Source organism: Nostocoides vanveenii, assembly GCF_039531165.1.
In the GTDB taxonomy this organism is placed as follows: Bacteria; Actinomycetota; Actinomycetes; order Actinomycetales; family Dermatophilaceae; genus Nostocoides_A; species Nostocoides_A vanveenii.
Window position 1 is genome coordinate 47,896 of the sequence record NZ_BAAAPN010000032.1, and the last position, 15,684, is coordinate 63,579.

Consider the following 15,684-nt stretch of genomic DNA (forward strand, 5'->3'; position numbering starts at 1 on the left):
TTGACCAGACCGAGAAACCCTTTGGAAGGAGGGAAATCTATGTTGACTGTACGAGAGCAGACCAACCGGCGGGTGCTTCCTCAGCCTGCCGCTCTTGAATCCGTGCCAGCAGACACCCCTGGGGAGGGGACGAAACGGGGTACGGACGCTCGCATTTCGCGGGCATCGGGCAGTCAACGTGGTCGAGGGGAGACGGACTCACAGCGTGACGACGATTCCGACCGGACACATGACCGGCATGGACGGCACCGGCTGGGCCGAGGACGGCGTAACACCGCATCCGGCTGGCGGCTATGTCCGAGTGGAACGTCGTCCACACAGGACCAGGTATGTCGACGTAGCCGGACGCAAGCATCGCCTCGACGGGCCTGCGGCCGAGTGGGCGGACGGCTCTCGCGAATGGTGGTTCAACGGTCAGCTACACCGTCTCGACGGGCCAGCAGTCGAGTTGGCGAACGGCACTAGGCAGTGGTGGGTCGACGGTAAGCGGCATCGTCTTGACGGGCCAGCAGTCGAGGCTTCCTGGCGGTTTCGGATTGGCGCGCTGGCCCGGCATCGGCTGGCTGGCTGGCTGGCTGTCGGTGCGGCTACCGCCGGGCGGGTGACGGAAAGCCGCCGTTTTCGCGTGTCGACATCGGCGTACCGGCATCATCACGACCATGACCGGTGATCCATGGTGCACATTCAGCGACACCTACCCGTGGCGTCGCTACTACGACGCTGACGGGCGGCTGCACCGGACCGATGGTCCCGCTTTGGACCTGATCCCGGGACTCGACCCGGAGGCCGTCGAATTGCTGGACGAAGGTACGTTCGAGTGGTTGGTCCACGGCATCCGGCACCGTATCGACGGGCCGGCGATGATGGGGATTGACGGCTTCCGCCAGTGGTTGGTCGACGGGAAGGTACACCGCCTTGACGGACCAGCAGTCGAGCTGGCGGACGGGACTCGCCAGTGGCGGGTCGACGGGAAGCTACACCGCCTTGACGGACCAGCAACCGAGCTGGCGAACGGAGACCGCCAGTGGTGGGTCGACGGCAAGCGGCACCGTCTTGACGGGCCAGCAATCGAACGGCCGGACGGCTTCCGCGAGTGGTGGGTCGACGGCAAGCGGCATCGTCTCGACGGGCCAGCCGTTGAGTGGACGGACGGCTTCCTCGAATGGTGGACGGACGGCAAGCTGCACCGTCTGGACGGTCCAGCCGTTGAGTGGGCAGACGGCTCCCGGGAGTGGTGGGTCGAGGACAAGCGGCATCGTCTTGATGGACCAGCAATCGAGCGGGCGAACGGAGGCCGCGAGTGGTGGGCCGACGGTAAACAGCACCGCCTCGACGGGCCAGCGATCGAGCTTGCGGACGGCTTTCGCGAGTGGTGGGTGGATGGCGAACGACACCGTCTCGACGGGCCAGCGATTGAGCGGGCCGACGGAACCCGCGAGTGGTGGCTGCGCGGTGCTCCGTTCCCCGAGCCCGAGTACGTCGAGATCGTCGCCCGGCTTCGCGAGACTGGCGAGGTTCCCGAGTTCTGACCGGCGCGGTAGCGGCGGGGGCGGGTCCGGCGGTAGCCGCAGCGGGTTGGCTTGGCGCGAATGGCGGTTACTGCCGGCGCAGTGAAGACGCCTCCGGCGCGGCCCTTCGGGCCTTGCCGTCGGCGGTGTTCCTGACAGGTTTCGGGGTGTTCGTTGTGGACCCCTTCGGGGTCTTGTTTGTGGCCTGGTTTGTTTCGTCGTGTTACCTGTGTGGTCGTTGCGTTTCTGACCCTACGGGTCTTGGTCGCACTGTTCACGGGTCGCTCTTTTGGCTGCCGGTTTCGTGGTCCCGTTACGGTCCGGTTCGTTTGCCGGCTTGTCTCGTTCTGGTTCGATCCGTTTGCTTGGCTTCGCTGTGGCTCCGGTTTCGTCCTGACGGTTATCCGTCACGATTAACTGGGTTTTCCTGCGCTCACGTTCCTGTCGTTTGACCCAGTTTCGCTGCGCATCTGGCGGTTTCCCGTCACTCTCGACGCACAGCGTTGGCGGGTTTCCGTCACATCGTCACCACAAGGCGTTCACGTCACCTCAACCCCGGCACACCGTCACCCAGATTCAGCCTCCTTCTCCGCTCCCAACCGTTCCACAACTGCCCGCACCGTCGCCTCACCTTTCACCTCCCAGCGTCACTCAACTCCGGCACACCCACGCTCAACCCCGGCCCCACCCAAAGCACCCTTCACTACGCAACCCAGTTCCGACCCCCGACACCCTCAACCACCCGCAAAGTCACCCGTTCAGCGCACCCCAACCCCAGCAACTTCATTCACCACCAAACCGCACCAAACAGCATCACCTGAACCACAACAACCCCAAACATGCGCTCAACCCGACCTTCCAATGGTCCCGTCGGGAACTGTCTGGCGCGGCGCTGGCGGCACGGTTCACCGGGGATCTGCAGAAATGGCGGGTTTCCGCCACCTGTTTCGGCCGCTAATAATCCCCGGTTGCCGCATGGGGCTAGACATGAAGGAATCTCCAGGTCAGGTCGTGTACTCGGTGACCCGTATCGGGTCGGGCGCACCTGACCCGACGTGGGTGGCGGAACGCGTCCGCTCTGTCGGGAAGTCGATCATCCAGGTGGGGTCGGCGACCCTGCTGGCGATGCGTGAGGAGGATGGTTTCTCCTGTTTCGTCCTCTGCCCGGACCGAGGTCAGGCGACGCGCCTGCTGGCCGCGAACATGAATGACTCGCTGGGCGCGAAGTTGGAGCTCGTCGATGATGTTCCGTCACTGATCCGGGGCGGGTATGCGCGCCTGGTGGCCCGCCCGAACGGCGGTGGCCGCGCGACTCAGGCAGGTGGCAACCCGGCGGCGGTCGCGGAGTTTCTGGCGCGCGGTGGCCTGCCGGTCGGCTACTGGGTGGCGGTCAGTCTGCGGGCTCCGAAACGGAGCGAGTTGTCGTGGGCGCGGAAGTGGTTCGACCACCAGGATGTGACTCGGGCGGTTCATTACAGCCGGGAGCCAGAAGCGTTGGTCGCGTCCGTGTTCGCCGGCGGTGACGACGCGTCGGTCGCGCAAGGTGTGGTCGAATCGTTGACATCGGCGTTGCCAGGTTTCGACGTGGACGCGGTGGGCAAGTCCGTGCCGGGCCGGGCGGTGTTGACTGCGGCGGGGTTGGTGATCGGTGCTGCGCCGGCGACCGCCGTCGACATGCTGCTGCACTCTCCGGGGTTGGCGGCGGCGGCTGCTGCTGTCCCTGGCGCGGCGGTCGCCCTCGTCGCGGGGACAGGTTTGCGCGGGTCACGTCGTGACGTGCTGGTCCGATCTCTCGCCTCCGGCGTGGTTCCGAGGCCGCAGGTGCGCCGGGTTCCGCCCGGGAAACCGACGCGGGAGCGGACGATCAACGGTCAGGTGCAGCCGGGCCGTTCCGGTGGTTACCCGCTGGCTGAGGACGTTTTCCTCGTGAACGCGGGCATGGTCACCGGGGTGGTTTCCCCGCATCACGGCTCCGGTTCGGCGCAGTCGGTGACAGCGGTGCGGGAGGTTCCTCCGGCGTTGCGCGGACCGATCGGTCCGGTGATCGGCTGGGTCGGTCAGCAGGCGGTGCACATCAGTGAGGGGGACCGCTGGGCCGGGGTGTGCGCGTTCGGTCTGCCCGGTTCCGGGAAGTCGGTGCTGGTGCAGAACTTGTTCGCGTACGACCTGTGCCAGCGCGAACGGGGCAAGCGGATGTCGATGATCGCGTTCGAGAACAAGGGCGACGGGTTTGTCGCGTACCGGTACTGGATGCGCCGTTTCAGGATGCGAGGCCACCTGGTCGAAGTTGCGGACAACAACACCAGGGCCATCGAGTTGTTGCCGAACACGAGCGCGGTGAAGCAGGCCGAGTTTCTCGTGTCGGCGCTCGTCTACTACTGGGGCGAGGATGCGATCGCGGCCCGGTCGCAGAACACGTTGAAGGCGCTGCTTCCGGCGGCGGTTCTCGTCACCGATGAGGACGCGGACACAGCGGAGCTTCCGACCCGGATGTCGTGGGTGGAGGCGTCGGCGATCCTGCTCGGCGGTCGCGGCGACGACTCTGGGGTCGCGTTGGCGGCGGCGTTGGCGCAGCGGGCGAACACCACCAGGGATCCGGAGCTTGTCGATGCCGTTTCCCGGCTGGCGTTGCTGTACGGCGACAAGGTGACCAGGGCTCAGCGCGCAACCTTGCAGGAGGCCCCGTTGAGCAAGTTCGCCCCGCTGTTGTCGGCGTCCGGGTTTTTCTCCCCGGACCGGCAGAAGGTGACGTTCGCCCGAGTCCTGGACAAGCATGAGGTTCTCGTCATCAACACCGGCCCGGCGTCACGCGGTGGGGAGGCCCCGGACGAGGTGATGACGGAGTGCTTGTCGGCGATGCTCATGTACGGCCTGTACCACGCAATCCGGTCCCGGTGCCGTGACTGGCAGACGCAAGGCCGGGAAGTCCGGCTGTATTCGGACGAGCTGTCGCTGCTCTCCGGTAGTAGCGCACGGGTGATCGCGTGGACGCGCAACCAGGGCCGCGCGCACGGTGTTGTCGACACGTTCGCCTCGCAGTTCCCGGAGCAGTTGCCGGCGGAAGTCCGTTCCACAGTTCTCGGTTTCGGGACGATGTTCTGGATGGCGCAGAACAACCCGGACATCATCCGGCAGGCCGTTGACGACCTGACGATGGACGGTTCGGCGTGGACGGGCGCGGACTTGCGGAACTTGGAGCGGTTCCACCTGATTGTGCGGGCGAGCGTTGGTCAGCAGCCGGTTCCGCCGGTGGCGTGCAAGGGCGGGTTCTGGCCGGAAGACACCGGGCAGTTCCTGCGCGACCAAGGATTCAGTCCGGGTCATGGATGACGGTCTCGGGATGCCGCTGGCGTCCCTGCCATGCCGGAACCCGGTGACGAGATACGCGGCTCCGCACCGGTTCGACCCGTACTGGACGGGCATCTGGGACACCCACCATTCAGCAGTCTGGGTGGGTCGGCGGGACGTGGAGTTGACCCGGCATGCGCGGCTGGTGCGCCCGGTCCGTTCTGAGATCCGGTTTGCCGATGACGTGGCGAGAGCGATGTTGGTGGAACGTCCTGGGCTGCTGAGGGCGCTCGGGGTGACCGGCATGTGGCGCACGATCAGCGGACAGCAGATCGCCGCCTTCACGGGTGAGGTTTTCGGGAAGTTGTCCGACGACATACTGTTCAGCGCCGGGCTGCTCGCGCGGGGACGACTGTTGACCGGGATCACCGGGTTGCGGTTGCCGCCGCTGTACCGGACGGCGTGGACGGCACCGCTCGGCGACATCGAAACGCAGGTGACGTACCAGCAGTGGCTCGCGCTGACCGCGGGAGTCCCGTGGCGCAACGGCCCTCAGGCGGACCGGCACAACATTCTCGCCTCCGAGCTCGGCCTGCGGTGCGCCGAGTACGGCGGCTGGCCGTGTGTGCTCGGGGAAAGCATGGCCCAGTTCAACCAGTTGTTCGGTGACGACAAGGTGCCGGCGGGCCGGAACTGGGCGGGGGATCTGCTCCTGGTGCGCGCTGACGGGTTGCGGGTTGTCGTCGAAGTGTCGGCGTCGGCGGGGGTGCCGTTCGCGGAGAAGGCGGACCGGTGGGCGCAGTTTCTCGCGCAAGACAAGACCAAGGCGACGATGGTGGTTTTCGTTGACGCTCGCCGCCCCGACCGGTCCCATGACCGGCTCGGTCAGGTGATTCACCGGTCGATGAAGAAGTCGATCAGCCGCGCCGCGTTCAAAAGCATGGACCGGGTCACTGCAGGCGTCGACGAACGGATGGCGATTGTCCGCTGGGACGACTGGTTTCCCGGCCCGCACCATGCGGCACCGGAGTTCCTGACGTTTGATGTGCAACGCCCGACCGGCCCGAACGACAACCGCTGGGAGTGGGCGTCAGTCACGGACCCGTTCGAGGTGGCCGGCCCGAAAGACCCGAAGACAGCACAAGCGATCATCGGGAACGCCCGTCTTCTTTACGGCTTGCCGCATTGGCTTGGTGACGGACCGAAACCGGATGTGACGCAATGGCTGTTGCGTCACGCCGGCTTCGATACACCACCGGTCGCCCCGCATGTCCGTCGGGGGCGTTCGGAGCTACGCCGGTACCGGCGGGAAAGGTTCGGAGGCAATGCCGAACGTGTTGACGACCAGCAGCACGACCGTTGACGCGACGACAGCACCGTCCGGTCACGAGAACGTCCGAGTGCACCGGCACGACATGAAGTTGTGGGCTGCGCTGCAACATCAGGGGGAGCGGGACATCGTCATCCAGCAGTGCACCGGAGCGGGGTGCGGCTTCATGCGGGTCGGTTCGCTCCCGTCGACCGGCTGGCCGCTCGGTCTGCCGGGTCCGCATGAGGTCAGCGAAGCGCTGGAAGGGTTGCCGGACCGGTGCATCGACGTCAGAGACGTCATCTTGGCCTGGTCCGCCGGCGTCTGATCCTAGACAGCCGCAGGCAGGCACCTGTCCCCCGATTGGGGGACAGGTGCCACGTCATGTGGTCGTTGACGGGACACACTGGCGGTTCTAGGTTCGTGCCGGATGGCGGTCGGCCTTTTCGACGCCAGGTGAGCGATGGAGTTCGTTGTGCGCGTTTTACGGTCTTGGGCGACTTTCGTGTCGACGTTGCTCGTGCTGGTGGCCTTGGTGTTCACCGGGTCGTCAAGTGCGAGCGCGAGACCGGTGCAGGCCAACCAGGCCCGGTTGTCGTCGACGCTGGTGGCCGGCCCATCGTCGACCCCGAACGGGACGCAGGCCACGGCAAGCGCCAAGGTTGGCGGAGTCGCGCCAAGGGCTGGGGCGACGCCGTTGTGGCAGTTGCCGTTTGAGAATGGGCAGCGTTGGCAGGCCGGTGCCCCGCACACGTCGAACGGGAACAACGTTGGTGTCCGTGGGTCGATCGACTTCGGTCCGGTAGCGGGGGCTAACTCGCGGGTGGTTGCTGTCGCGGCAGGGACTGTGTACAAGGTCACGTGTTCGGGTGGCTTCTACCTGGGGATTGACCACGGGAATGGGTGGCGGTCGACGTACTACCACTTGACGAATCAGCAGGGTGGTCTAGTGGGTCAGCGGGTCGAGGCGGGCACCTACTTGGGGGACGCCGGGACAGCGACACCCTGTGGTGGCAGCGCGACCTTTAACCACGTGCACTTGACGATCCTGGCGGACGGGGCTGCGTCGGCGGTGTCAGGGCTGCAGTTCGGCAACTACCGGGTGTACAGCTCGGGCTCCGACTACTACGGCTACTGGAACGATCTGAGCGGCAATCGGGTAGTCACGAACAGCGGTGCTGCTGCCTGCTGCATCGTCAGTTCGACACTCCCAGGGTCTCCGCCGCCGTCAGGGCCTCTGGTGGCGTCCCAGCCATTGCTCACGACCGCGCCTTCCGGGCTCTTCACCCAGGTGCCGATCAAGCAGTCGTTCACCGTCAAGAACGTCAGTTCCGGCGCGTTGTCGATCCAGTCTTTGACGTTAGCGTTGCGGGATCCGTGGGGTGTCAACTATGACCAGTTGTGCGCGACCGGGTTGACGTTGCAGCCGGGAGAGTCGAAGACGTGTTCGTCGTCGACGCCGTGGGGGTCGGTAGGGACGTACACGATCTGGCCTGACTGGCAGGACTACAACGGTGCCGGTAAATGGCATACGGGTGATTTGGGGCCAAAGCAGACTTTCACGCTGGCGGCGGTTCCGGCTCTGGCGGCGATCTCGGCGAACGTCACTACGGCCCCTTCCGGGTGGTTCACCCAGGTGCCGATCAAGCAGTCGTTCACGGTGAAGAATTTGTCCGGCGCGGCGATGTCGATCAAAGTCCTGACTTTGGCGTTGCGGGATCCGTGGGGTGTCAACTATGACCAGGTGTGCGCGACGGGGTTGACGTTGCAGCCGGGGGAGTCGAAGACGTGCTCGTCGTCGACGCCCTGGGGGTCAGTGGGCACGTACACGCTGTGGCCTGACTGGCAGGATTACAACGGTGCGGGGAACTGGCATACGGGTGATTTGGGGCCGAAGCAGACCTTCACGTTGGCAGCGGTCCCAGCGTTGGGGGCGGTCTCGGCGAACGTCACTACGGCTCCTTCGGGGTGGTTTACGCAGGTGCCGATCAAGCAGTCGTTCACGGTGAAGAACTTCTCCGGCGCGGCGATGTCGATTAAGGTCTTGACGTTGGCGTTGCGGGATCCGTGGGGTCAGAACTATGACCAGGTGTGTGCGACCGGGTTGACGTTGCAGCCGGGGGAGACGAAGACGTGTTCGTCGTCGACGCCGTGGGGTTCGGTGGGGACGTACACGCTGTGGCCTGACTGGCAGGACTACAACGGTGCCGGGAACTGGCATACGGGTGATTTGGGGCCGAACCAGACCTTCACGTTGGCCGCCGCGCCGCCGATTGTCGCCTCGGCCGCGAACCGGACGACTGCGCCAAACGGCTGGTACACCGGCGTCGCCATCACGCAGTCGTTCACGGCTAAGAACGTGACGTCCGCCGGGATCGCCGTGAAGTTGCTGGCGCTACGAGTCACCGATCCGGCCGGGAAGACGGTCAACAAGGTGTGCGCGAAGGCGATCACGCTCGCCGCCGGCCAGGCGAAGGCGTGCGCCTCGTCAACGGCCTGGACGCTCGCTGGGACCTACACGGTCTGGCCTGACTGGCAAGACGCTGCGGGAGCCTGGCATACGGGTCAGCTTGGGCCAAAGACCACGTTCACGATCTCTCCCAAATAGCTTCCCGTTAGGCGGCAACTTCACCTAGTCTGCCCGAGGCCGTCGACCGCGGACAGAAGGAGAAGTTGAGATGGGTGTCGCGTTGCCCAAGGTGGATAAAACGAGAATCAACAGGCCAACTCCCTGCAAAGTTGTCAGCAAAATGAACAACTGCCCAAACCAACCCACGACCTCGGGCTGGGCTGCGTTTATGAAACATAGAGTGGTCTCAATGAATGCGCTGAAGAGTGGATCGGAAACCGCGGGAAGGCGGATTCCAACTCCGCTGAAGTTGGAGAAGTAGGCTGTAGCTGTTCCCGTCAGTACACAGTAGATCGCTACTCCCACGGCAATAAATACTTCTTTCAAGAAGACCCCATAGTCGCTCGCGGACACGTAGCTATTTGGATTGTGAAAGGCTCGACCGTAAGAGGACATTCTGACATAACAGAATATGGCCTCTGCCATTATGAGGATCATCTGGATCGCGATCAAGACGCATGAGACACGGCAGAGGATTAGGAGGATCCAGGGAACATTGAGACCATGTGATAGGCGATGACCCGTGGCAAAGGTAAGTGCGACAAAGATTAAGGCCAAACCCGTTAGGTCAAATACCTTATGACCTGTTCGAGTCAGGACTTCGACAAACTTTCCGCCCCGTTGCCCCCAGCGAATCATGCGATATTCTCTTATGCCGAAGGTCAGAGTTTGACCATGCGTTTCATCGAGTATCCGCCATATTTCCACTTCTGTTGGATCTTGTGTAAGCTCTTCTAATCTATCTCGGTATTGCGTGCCGAACGTTACGACCCATCGAATCGACAAGCAAATCGCTAATGTCTTGGCCATCTGCATTAGGACGAGGCCCAGGACTAGTGCGGTTAAAAATGACGACACGAGTTGCTCGATTCAGGCGATTTCGGTCATGGATCAGCGCGCACAACATCGCTCTTGTTGATGATGTCCGGCCAGCTCACTGCAGTCTTCTCCCATCTGCCGCCCTGCACTGCTCCCTCAGGCTATCGGCCTTGATGGCTAGACGCTCGCCCGCATAGCTCTCGACGCGCACGACCTTGAGCAGTAGCGTCGCCTGCGGGCGTTCTTGAGCGGACAGAACTGACTGCCGCACCAACCGCACGTGACAACGGTGCCGAGTCGTCGACGAGGGCCTGCGGCAGACATCCGGGCGTCACGGTCGGCGGCTGCGGCTGGTGAGACGGGACTGCCTTGGGCAAGTCGTGCCCGGGTCGCTTTGGCGGGGTCACGAGTGGCGGCGAGCAGAGGGTTGGGGTTGGCCGCGCGGATCGCCGACATCCGTTCCCGCAGTTCCGGTGCGACCAGGCCGGCGCTGCGCTTCAGACCGTGAACGGCCCGATATTCGCGCGCGGTCATCCCGTGAGCCCGGTAGGCGTGTAGACCGAGGTGTTCCCCGAGCCAACCGCAGTCGTGACATTCGAGCAGCCCGTCCACGACAGCCAGGACGCCGTATCGTCCCATACCCATCAATGTCTCCGACGCGCTGCCGTGCCATGTCTCAGTGTCCCCAGATTGGGGGACAGCGCAGGCACTTCGCAGGAACCGTCGGAAGCGGATCCGCTCCGGGGATGCCTTAGTAAGCAGCCTGCGACATTTAGTGACGAGTTCCAACATTGGCGATGTCCAGTCAGACCTGTCATGTGTCAGGGAGAGCTGAAGACCTCTACTTCGAGGTGATGGGAATTGTGACCTCGAACTGCCGTGTGCAGTCGTCAACACACCCCGAGAGGGCAAGCGTGCCGCCAAGCTTCACACCGGGAACGAGGATGTTGACCATGGCGTTGGAGTCCGCGGTGAGGTCGGTCGGGCCATATGTTTCGTTCGGTTGACGCTGCTTGCCGCTGGTCGTGCGGTAGGTCGATGACATGGAGTTGATCGTGATGTCATCCTTGGACGTCTCGACCTTGAGGACAAAGGTTGAGACGTTTTCAAGATCGGAGTATCTGGCCGACTGAAGCGTGACGGTGACTCCGTTGTTCGTTACGCTCTTGCCTGTCTTCGAAATGAAGTTGGCTGGATCACCGTACGTACCATCAATCTTGAATCCCACGATTTTGCCGTCCGAGTTCGCGGTAAAGTCAGAGTAAGTGGCACACGAATCCGAGTGGCTAGGCGAGAGGCACGTCTTGTAGTTCTGGCCCGCAGCCTTCACCGTGCCATCCTCGTACGGAAATCCGCCGTCAAGTCCAGCCTCTGTGGCATCAGCACGGTGCTTCAAGAGGCCATAAGCAATGGACCCTTCCGCGGTGAGCGCCAAGCCTTCACGCATCTTGCCGGGGTCAGTGAAACTGACCGTCGCGGTGAGGTACTTGAGGATCGCTTCTTCGTCGAGGGGTGTTGCTGCGTTGGTCGGGGATGCGGTCTCCGACGCTGAGCTGGCGTCACCGGTCGACGGTGCTGACGCTCCTGTTGACATCGCGGTGGCTGACGATGAGATAGACCCCGGTGGCTGGGTGGCTCGATCACCGCCCGAAGCGCAGCCAGCCATGGTCGCGATGCCGGCCAGAAGCATGACAGCAGTTCCACGGGCTTGCACGACCACACTCTACCGGTCAAGCCGGCTCTGCGAGCACGTCCCCTCGATCAGGACAGGCGATGTCAGTGGCCCGTGAGAGGGTGCTTTCAAACCGAAAGGGGGAAGGCGTGATCGTGCTCGATGGTCGCAACGACCGGGAGAAGCTGAACGAGCTACTCAGAGCGGGCGAGGGCACACACCTGGACTACAAGGAGACCATCGACCTGACGACCAACGCGGACAAACTCAAAATCGTCAAGGACATCGTGTCTCTGTCCAACCGTCCTGGCGGTGGATACCTCGTCATCGGAGTTGATGACCAAGGCTCCCCGGTCGCCGCTGCGGGAACCTTCGACCGAAAAGGGTTGGATGGTGCGAATCTCGGCCAACTCGTTCGCGGATACGTCGATACGCAGATCCACGTCAACTCCCAGGCCTTCGACCTTGAGGGTGCTCGCGAGGTCGTCGTTGTCCAAATCAGCGGACACGCCGACGGGTTGCCAGTTCCCATGTCGAAGATCGGGCAGTACGAGTCCTCGGCCGGACGCATGGTCACCGTCTTCCGTGAAGGTGAAATCATCCTTCGTGAAGGACCGGCAAACGTGCCCCTTGCGCACAGGCACTGGGCTGACCTCCTCGCCGAGCGAGAACGCCAGACCAAGGCTGCTGCGATGGAGGACAGTCAGGCCCTTATCGCGGAAGTGGTGAGGCAGTTCCGCGACGCCGGCGGAGTTGGTCGTAACAGCCCACCCCTCACGCTCGGCATGAGCCCGGAATCGTTCGCTGAGTCTGTCCTGGCAGGCTTCGAGTCTGGCGGTTCCGCTCACATTCGGCGGTTTCTGGAGCAGGCGCGTCAGATCGCGATCTCACCCGTCAGCGACCCGGAGGCGGCAATCGAAGCGGAGGACCGCATTGCGGAACTTGCGTCTCTTGCCATCGTGTCCGGGCAAGATGATGAGTGTCGCATCGCGACCGACATGCTCTACGAGATCTACCTGCACCGAGTGAACATCCAGGCACCAGCTGGATCGCTAGCCGAACTCTTGGCCCGTGCCTATGCGATCGGCAGCCTCGCGATTCGGTTGAAGAGGTGGTCGGTGGTGAACCATCTCGTTCGGAAGCCCATCCGACTACATAGCGGAAGTTGCGTGTACGCCTCCTGGCTTCGGCACGGACAGGTTGAAGCCCGCCGAGCGAACATTTTTCCGGCGGACAACGGAGGCATGCTGGTGTCGATGGCTCGGAACCTGATGGCTACACATCCTGGCCTGCGTCCAGATGTTCCCGATGTGGCCGTCGTTCCAGCCGAAAATCTGGACCACGACGACGCGCTCTTGAACTCGCTGTGCCAGTTTGACCTCGCTTACTGCCTAATCGTCGCCACGGAAGGCGAGGGAAAGAAGGCTGGCTACCCGACGTGCGCCGCATTTCACCAAACTCGATCCGCGCCGCTCATGGAGATCATCGCCCTAGATACCAACGTCCGTGCCGAGCTTTTCCCCGAGTCCTCAGATGAGCAAATCGCTCAGGCGATGGTCGATGTGACGACCAGGGCTGAACGAGAGTCGTGGAACTACGGGAGCCACTGGGCCGGGCTTCCGTACGCAGCTGAGCTGTTTGCGCAGACGCACGGCGCGAGTCCCGCAGGCCCTTGGACGTAGGGGTTGGAGGCGCAGAGCACGGCACCGCTCCCTAGCTCTTCGCTGCCCGCCGGTGACGCCCATGTCCACGAGAGTTCCGTCCGTTCTGGGCGGGTGTGGCTACGGCCTCCGGGGATCAGGTATTGGCAGGGGCCGGTGGTTGCCGCCGCCGGTCGACCATGGTGACGCGCGTGTCCCGGCAAAGGAGCAAGGACTAGGCAACCTCGGCCAGCCTCCGAGCTGGCAGAGACCCCGCCGCTAAGGTGGAGGACATGGCCTCCATAACTCCGATCCACTCTGCCCGTCCGCGGGTTCTGGAGTTCTTCGCCGGCATTGGGCTCGCGCGAATGGGCCTGGAGCAGGCCGGTTTCCGCGTGGTGTGGGCCAGCGACTACGAGCCGGACAAGCGAGCGATGTACGACGCGCAGTTCGGTGACACCGACGATCACAGCTTCGCGCTCGGCGACATCGCAAAGGTGACGGTGGACGCACTTCCCCGCAACGCGGCGCTGGCCTGGGCGTCGTCACCGTGCACAGACTTGTCGCTGGCCGGGGGCCGCGCTGGCCTGGCTGGAGCACAGTCGGGAACCTTCTGGCATTTCGTCCGACTGCTGCGCGAGTTGGGCGAGGACAGCCCTGAAGTCGCTGTGCTGGAGAACGTGGTAGGTCTGGCGACCTCGCACGGGGGCGAAGACTTGGCTGCCGCCATTCGGGCCTTCAACGAACTGGGCTACTCGGTGGACGTGCTCTCGGTCGACGCGCGGCGGTTCCTGCCTCAGTCGCGACCTAGGCTCTTCCTCGTCGGCGCCAAGAACCCGCCGGAGGATGTACCCGATCCCAACTCGGAGCTGCGTCCGGACTGGCTGCAGGCCGCCTACGGCGACAAGAGCCTGCGGACCCACCGAGCTGCGCTGCCTGCGCCGCCTGCGCCCCTCACAGAGGGCCTGGGCGCGCTGATGGAGGCCATCCCGCTGCACGACGAGCGCTGGTGGGACGCCGCGCGCACCGAAGCATTCATGTCCTCGCTCTCGCCGGCGCAGCTGGACCGGGTGGCTGCGTTGAAGCGCACCGTGGGCGTGAAATACCGCACGGCGTACCGTCGCACCCGTAACGGCGTCGCCGTGTGGGAGGTGCGTCCCGATGACGTTTCCGGGTGCCTGCGCACGGCACGAGGGGGCTCGTCGAAGCAGGCTGTGGTCCGTCTCGGCAACAACCGCTTCCAGGTCCGGTGGATGACACCGCGCGAGTACGCCCGGCTTATGGGCGCGGGCGACTACGACCTGTCCGCGGCTCGCACCAACCAGGCGCTGTTCGGGTTCGGCGACGCTGTAGCGGTCCCAGCGGTGGCCTGGCTCGCGGAGAACTACCTGATGCCGCTGGTGCGGGGGAGTATGACCGAAGCGCAGGCGACCCTGCCGCGCGAGGCGTCCCGTGGCTAGCACGGCCAAGAACGTCAAGCCTGCCAAGAGCACACTGCCCGCTGCGGACGTCCAAGAGTTCCGGGGTGCGCTGTCAAAGTTCCTGTCAGAGAAGGACGACAGCGGGCGGAAGTGGGCTAATGCGAAGTGGGGTGTGTATGCCTTCTACGACTATGAGGGCGAGCCGATCTACGTCGGTCAGACCAACGAGCAGCTGAGGGTGCGCATCCAGCGCCACTTGACCAACCAGCGCACCGACGCCGTCGCCATGCGCATCCTCGACCTGTTCGAGGTGGCCGAGGTGTCCATCTGGCCGCTGTGGGAGTACGAGGGCGTGAAGAAGGGCCAGCCGCGGTTCAAGGACGCCTTCGTGCACCTGAACGCCTTGGAATACGCGGTCTACCTCGACGCGATCGCCAAGTCACGGTTCAAGGCGATCCTGAATGAGAAGATCCCGCCGGTGTCGCAGCCCATTGTCCTGCCGGCGTCGTTGCGTCGCAACGTCATCAGCGATCGGGTGCGTGCCGAGCGCGGACACCCGGACATCCGCATCGAGCGACGTGCGGAGACCATCTCACGCCTGGCGTCGGTCGCCCGTGAGCGCGGCGAAGTCTCCGAGGGACTTCGGCGTGTGCTGGTGATCCAGGCCGTACGCCTGGCGTACCTCGCTTCGACGCGACTGGCTTACGTCGAGGGCCGTGAACTGCCTAGCCCGGACGTGATCGACATGGAGGCGCTGGTCGGCAGTGTGCTCGCCGAGTTCTCCGACCCTAAAGGTGAGGAGTCGGACGCGATGGACGCCAGCCTCGACGGCGAGTTGGAACAGGACGACCCAGACTCGGCCGGCTAAGAATCTCCGCCGGCCCGGCGCTCTCGGATGCGCCGCTTCTTCTCCACCGACCGCTCATTGTGAGCGAGCCGGCATGTGTCGCACCGGCATCCACTGTCGTACGCGACGCTCGAGCCGTGGAGCCCCACGACCTCGCCGGACGCCCGCTTGCGCTCCATGTACTTCTTGTGGTTGGCGGCGTGGGCTGCCCTGCACGCTGCGCAACGGCATCCGAGGTTCCCGTATCCGTTGGTGGTGCCGTGCCGTGGGTCGTCCACGGGTAGAGGCGGGCGGGGCCTGGTCACATCGTGATGCTACGGCGCCGAGGCTAGATCTGGCACGGCCCCTACTGCTGCGTCACCACCGGCGAGATCTCCCGACCAGGTGCTTGACCACGTCACACAACACAGCGGTCCCCCGCGCTGAAGTTGTCCGCCCACGGGAGCGCGTGTCAAGGGCCAGTAGGAACTGCCCAGTGGCGGTCATGAGACCTGCCCGCTGACGGTCATGAGAACTGCCCGGTGGTGGCCATGGGATCTGCCCATGGGGGC

At 64.2% G+C, this 15,684-nt stretch carries 11 protein-coding genes; 9 read left to right on the top strand and 2 right to left on the bottom strand.

Annotated features, from left to right (window positions below; genetic code table 11):
• Positions 1-205 precede the first annotated feature (205 nt).
• The 6 genes from ABD209_RS06130 to ABD209_RS06155 all read left to right on the top strand — a co-directional run bounded on the left by ABD209_RS06130 (position 206) and on the right by ABD209_RS06155 (position 8,713).
• Positions 206-670: a hypothetical protein gene (locus ABD209_RS06130; protein ID WP_344063584.1), complete on the top strand. Its 465-nt coding sequence runs from the start codon at positions 206-208 to the stop codon at positions 668-670.
• Positions 660-1,529: a hypothetical protein gene (locus tag ABD209_RS06135; RefSeq protein ID WP_344063587.1), complete on the top strand. Its 870-nt coding sequence runs from the start codon at positions 660-662 to the stop codon at positions 1,527-1,529. Before ABD209_RS06130 ends, ABD209_RS06135 begins: the two co-directional genes overlap by 11 nt.
• Positions 1,530-2,495: 966 nt before the next feature.
• Positions 2,496-4,838 (top strand): type IV secretory system conjugative DNA transfer family protein, encoded by a 2,343-nt coding sequence (locus tag ABD209_RS06140; protein WP_344063590.1) that lies wholly within the window; start codon positions 2,496-2,498, stop codon positions 4,836-4,838.
• 136 nt (positions 4,839-4,974) lie between these two features.
• Positions 4,975-6,159, top strand: a complete 1,185-nt coding sequence (locus ABD209_RS06145) for a hypothetical protein (RefSeq protein ID WP_344063593.1) — start codon at positions 4,975-4,977, stop codon at positions 6,157-6,159.
• Entirely contained in the window at positions 6,122-6,433 is a 312-nt protein-coding gene (locus tag ABD209_RS06150) for a hypothetical protein (protein WP_344063596.1), read from the top strand. The genes ABD209_RS06145 and ABD209_RS06150 overlap by 38 nt, the downstream gene beginning before the upstream one ends.
• Before the next feature lie 135 nt (positions 6,434-6,568).
• Complete coding sequence (locus ABD209_RS06155) at positions 6,569-8,713, top strand: M23 family metallopeptidase (RefSeq protein ID WP_344063599.1); 2,145 nt, start codon at positions 6,569-6,571, stop codon at positions 8,711-8,713.
• 24 nt (positions 8,714-8,737) lie between these two features.
• Here ABD209_RS06155 and ABD209_RS06160 read toward each other — a convergent pair whose 3' ends face one another.
• On the bottom strand, positions 8,738-9,544 hold the full coding sequence (locus ABD209_RS06160) for a hypothetical protein (RefSeq protein ID WP_344063601.1): 807 nt from the start codon (positions 9,542-9,544) through the stop codon (positions 8,738-8,740).
• 850 nt (positions 9,545-10,394) lie between these two features.
• On the bottom strand, positions 10,395-11,243 hold the full coding sequence (locus ABD209_RS06165) for a hypothetical protein (RefSeq protein ID WP_344063604.1): 849 nt from the start codon (positions 11,241-11,243) through the stop codon (positions 10,395-10,397).
• 131 nt (positions 11,244-11,374) lie between these two features.
• Here ABD209_RS06165 and ABD209_RS06170 point away from each other — a divergent pair, with 131 nt between their 5' ends.
• The 3 genes from ABD209_RS06170 to ABD209_RS06180 all read left to right on the top strand — a co-directional run bounded on the left by ABD209_RS06170 (position 11,375) and on the right by ABD209_RS06180 (position 15,154).
• Positions 11,375-12,907 carry an AlbA family DNA-binding domain-containing protein gene (locus tag ABD209_RS06170; protein WP_344063607.1) on the top strand — a complete coding sequence of 511 codons (1,533 nt, stop codon included), beginning with the start codon at positions 11,375-11,377 and terminating at the stop codon, positions 12,905-12,907.
• A 251-nt stretch (positions 12,908-13,158) separates the two neighbouring features.
• Positions 13,159-14,325 (top strand): DNA cytosine methyltransferase, encoded by a 1,167-nt coding sequence (locus tag ABD209_RS06175; RefSeq protein WP_344063610.1) that lies wholly within the window; start codon positions 13,159-13,161, stop codon positions 14,323-14,325.
• A complete protein-coding gene (locus ABD209_RS06180; RefSeq protein WP_344063613.1) occupies positions 14,318-15,154 on the top strand; it encodes a GIY-YIG nuclease family protein in 837 nt (278 codons plus the stop codon). Before ABD209_RS06175 ends, ABD209_RS06180 begins: the two co-directional genes overlap by 8 nt.
• The last annotated feature ends 530 nt before the right edge of the window (positions 15,155-15,684 follow it).